The 4,054-nt window shown below is 43.7% G+C and carries 4 protein-coding genes and 1 pseudogene; 3 read left to right on the top strand and 2 right to left on the bottom strand.

Annotated features, from left to right (window positions below):
* Positions 1–321: 321 nt before the first annotated feature.
* On the top strand, positions 322–2,172 hold the full coding sequence (locus IQ224_RS22270; RefSeq protein WP_002749703.1) for a polysaccharide deacetylase family protein: 1,851 nt from the start codon (positions 322–324) through the stop codon (positions 2,170–2,172).
* Between the two features lie 46 nt (positions 2,173–2,218).
* Positions 2,219–2,992 (top strand): hydroxyacylglutathione hydrolase, encoded by a 774-nt coding sequence (gene gloB / locus IQ224_RS22265; protein WP_194033506.1) that lies wholly within the window; start codon positions 2,219–2,221, stop codon positions 2,990–2,992.
* A 327-nt stretch (positions 2,993–3,319) separates the two neighbouring features.
* Here gloB and IQ224_RS22260 read toward each other — a convergent pair.
* A pseudogene (locus IQ224_RS22260) lies at positions 3,320–3,535 on the bottom strand (transposase); the annotation flags it as partial.
* Between the two features lie 43 nt (positions 3,536–3,578).
* On the opposite strand from IQ224_RS22260, the gene IQ224_RS22255 reads away from it, so the two are divergent.
* Complete coding sequence (locus IQ224_RS22255) at positions 3,579–3,755, top strand: hypothetical protein (protein ID WP_155119311.1); 177 nt, start codon at positions 3,579–3,581, stop codon at positions 3,753–3,755.
* Between the two features lie 58 nt (positions 3,756–3,813).
* Here the strand turns inward: IQ224_RS22255 and IQ224_RS22250 are convergent.
* Positions 3,814–4,054: transposase (locus IQ224_RS22250; RefSeq protein ID WP_194032751.1), on the bottom strand; the 241-nt coding region annotated here is incomplete at its 5' end.

Genomic DNA, 4,054 nt, shown 5'->3' with positions numbered 1-4,054 from the left:
GGTGTGGGGTGTAGGGTGTGGGGTGTGGGGTGATGGGGAGAATCAATAAAGGTAGTCTATTGACAACTGCTCACTGATTACCACTGTCCACTGAAAACTCAAATCTGCTCACTGATAACTGATAACTGATAACTGATGAGGGTGTTCTAGAAAACTTGACAAGGGAACGGATTACAGGGAAACTCAGCTTGTAATCGGTAGGCTTTGCTGACGAGAAAACAAAAGCCAAAAATCTAGATAAAAAGCAGTTTTTTCGGTAAATCACGGACTATCTGCTTTTTTACTTTTTCTTTTTTACTTTTTACCTTATTACTTGATCTTATGCGTTGGCAAGCTCGGCAAAAATCTTCCTTTTCTTTGTTTCCACTATACGGATTTTTGGCATTTATCGTCGTTTGTCTGATTATTTCGGCAATTTCTCTCTATCCTCGTTCTAATGCTCTGGTGGGGGGTGATTATCTTCCCGCACCTTTTAGGGAGTTTCAACCGGAATGCGCGGATTATGTCCTAGAAGATAGTTCCTTTAAGGATATATCGAGAATTTTTGACTGTAAAACCTATAAAAACATCTCTGATCGAGTGATTCTACCCCTATCTCTCCAAAAAAACGATATTAGTCTCGATAATTGGCCAAATAACTCGACAACAGCGATCGAATTAGCACCCTGGCCAGAAATTCATCCCCGCGCTCAAGAGACAAAAGTGCCGATTTTAATGTATCACGACATTTTACCAAAAAAAGAGGTATTTTTTGATGTTACCCCCGCCGAATTAGAGGCACATTTTCAGTTTTTGCAGGAAATCGGGGCAACTCCGATCAGTATCGATTGGTTAATTTCCCATCTGCGGACAGGGATCCCCCTTCCCGCTAAACCAGTTTTATTGACTTTTGATGATGGTTATGGGGGACATTACCAGTATGTCTATCCTTTATTGAGAAAATATAACTATCCTGCTGTTTTCTCGATTTATATCAATAAAATGGCTCAAAAAACTGGCAGAACCAGTGTCACTTGGCAACAACTCCAGGAAATGGCCGCCGATCCTCTAGTACAAATTGTCTCCCATAGTGTTAGTCATCCCCGGGATTTAAGATTATTGTCCGATGCAGATTTGGAGCAAGAAGTCAAGCAATCGAAACAAATCTTAGAAAAAGAATTGGGTATTCCGATTAATTATTTTACCTATCCGGAAGGGAAGGCGGACGATCGAGTGAAGGAATTCGTCAAAAAAGCGGGTTATCGGGCGGCTTTATCGATGAATGACCTCGATGAGCATTTTGCTGGACAATCCCCCGATTTACTCACGATTGGACGCTTTGGGCAATCGCGCACCAGAGAGGTTGTCCCGCAAGCTTGGGGAGGTGATCCCTTACCCCGTACCGATGGCGGTTTTAACTTTGCCACCACCATCCGAAAACGGGAAGTAGAATTCCCAACTAATACACTTGTTCTAATTAGTGGCGGGATTCCCAAAACCATCCACGCTGATAGTCGCTATCAAGTGGAGGAAATTATCGCCGGTACAGAAGCGATCGCGGCCGTGGATGGCGGTTTTTTCTCTCTCAAGGAATTGGACTCAAATCAGATGATCGGGCCGGTTTTAAGCCAAAATGGCGGCTTTATCCCGGGATATGAGGGAGAAATTGACAAGTTAGAGGGTCGTCCTTTAGTAATCATTACCGATCGATGGGTGCGTTATCTTCCCTTTGATCCTGCTCGTCATAATACCCTAGAAGGAATTGCAGCGGAGGCTAGAAATGATCTCAAGGTTACGGATGCTTTTGTCGCGGCCGCTTGGTTAGTCAAAGATGGACAACCACAATCGCGAGAATCCTTTGGTACACTTTACGGTTTTGATGCCCTGCGTCACCGGGCTTTTTGGGGGATTAATCAGGCAGGACAGCCAGTAATCGGGGTTTCCAGAGACCCGATCGATTCGATGGCTTTGGGAGAATTATTAGTACAGGCAGGTTTTCGGGAGGCGGTGATGTTGGATTCAGGAGCAAGCACCTCCCTCGCTCATCGGGGCCAGTCGCAAGTCCATTATACTCCCCGTCCCGTTCCCCACGTTGTCGCTTTATTTCCCCCCACAGAAACCTATATTGTTCCCATTAATCATGTGGGGATTCCCTGCGTAATTTTCGCCGATTCCTGTGCTGCGGGGAGTTAGGTTAGCACTATATGATCGAGTTAAACCTGAGCATCAAGATTCTATTATGGAGATCGAACGTCTTAACGCCCTTTCCGATAATTATATTTTCCTACTCTACGATCGAGCGCAAAAAATCGCGGCCGTGGTGGATCCGGCGGAACCTGAACCAGTTTTCAGGCGATTAGAGGCTTTACAGGTGGATTTAGTCGCTATTTTCAATACCCATCACCACGGCGACCATGTGGGGGCTAATCAGGCTTTAATTAATCGTTATCCCCATCTTTGTGTTTATGGGGGAAAGGAGGATCGCGGTCGCATTCCGGGCCAGCAGCTGTTTTTAGAGGAGGGGGACCGGGTGGAATTTGCCGGTCGCCGGGCCGAGGTTTTCTTTGTCCCCGGCCACACTCGCGCTCATATTGCCTATTATTTTCCCCCGGTTAACCCCGGAGATTACGGCGAGTTATTCTGTGGTGATACCCTGTTTTCGGGGGGGTGTGGTCGTTTATTTGAGGGAACACCGGGCCAAATGGTGGCTTCTTTAACTAAATTGCGATCGCTGCCTGACTGGACTAGGGTTTGGTGCGCTCATGAATATACGTTAAATAATTTAAAGTTTGCCTTGACAGTTGACCCTAATAATGCTGCTTTGCAGCAGCGTTATCGGGAAGTGGAGAAAAATCGCACTGAAGATATTCCCACGATTCCGGCAATTTTGGGGACGGAAAAGCTGACTAATCCTTTTTTGCGCTGGGATAGTCCCGCTTTGGCCATGACTATGGATAGCAGCGAACCAGTACAAGTGTTTGCACGACTGCGGGGGAAAAAAGATAATTTTTAAGTAGTGGCTGAGTAGGGTCTGCTGAATAAGCTTGTTGGTGGGGTGTCGGGTGTGGGGTGTGGGAAAAAGTCCCTGAAATTTCCCCCCGATCACTCCCATATCTGGTACTTTTTGATTGACAAAAAGTCTAAAAGTCTTACCCAACAAGGTTTTTAGATTTAAGTGGCTGGTTATAATTCAATTAAAAATGGATTTTAGGTTCGATCCCCCCTTAGTCCCTAGGGCTGTTTCATTTAAATTAATTACAGCTGATTTTGAGTCAATAAATTTGACCGAAGATTCTCAAGTTTATCTTTTTCTAATCAAAAGAGTTAGTCACAATAACTAATCTTTAATCTTCTGCCAATATTTACCATGTAAACATTTCTTTTTGACAAATTTCCACAGCCTTTCAATTAAATTTAGATTAGGCGAATAAGACGGCAGATAGAGTAGCTCTATTGACAAAGAAAGAGCCAATTCTTCAACAATTTTACATTTCTGATAGCGGGCATTATCTAAGACTAGAGTGATGGGAATCATTAGTCCTAAAGCAGCTATTTTTTCAAGAAACGTGAGTTCGACGAAATTCAACCCATTGAAATCCATGCACAGTGAAACTTACAGCCTAGCTATCCTAGAAAAACTCTGTCAATTAGCCAGTCTTAATGACAAAGAGACGGCGATCGCTGTCGGAAAAAACTCTAGCAAAAAGGAAGCTGAGACTTATGCTAGAAATAGTATTCGCCAAGGTCTCAGCTATGGATATAAATTCACGTCTTGATCTTACCGCAATTTTTTGTGATGTAGATGACTGGCTCTTCGTTACTCTTTATGCTAAATCAACATACAAGATGCCAAGACAACATACTTCTAACCCAAAAATTCCGAAAGTTTCTAAAGCCATAGCCTCTTCTTTTTATTAGTTTAAGTTTATTGTTGATTCCCTCGACCACCCCATTCGTTGTCCTTCGCTCGAAATAACTAATTATTTCTCCAAACCAGTTTCGGATTGTTTGACAACTCTTAGTAAAAACACTGGAGGATTTTGCCAACCATTCCGAGATGGATAGCATTCCCTCT

Source organism: Microcystis sp. LEGE 00066, assembly GCF_015207925.1.
In the GTDB taxonomy this organism is placed as follows: domain Bacteria; phylum Cyanobacteriota; class Cyanobacteriia; order Cyanobacteriales; family Microcystaceae; genus Microcystis; species Microcystis ichthyoblabe_A.
The sequence above is the reverse complement of the archived record's forward strand: the minus strand, read 5'-3'. Positions and strand labels throughout refer to the sequence as shown.

Coding starts and splice junctions, on each gene's coding strand:
- IQ224_RS22255 (WP_155119311.1), top strand. CDS start 3,579: ATGCACAGTGAAACTTACAGCCTAGCTATCCTAGAAAAACTCTGTCAA.
- IQ224_RS22270 (WP_002749703.1), top strand. CDS start 322: ATGCGTTGGCAAGCTCGGCAAAAATCTTCCTTTTCTTTGTTTCCACTA.
- gloB (WP_194033506.1), top strand. CDS start 2,219: ATGGAGATCGAACGTCTTAACGCCCTTTCCGATAATTATATTTTCCTA.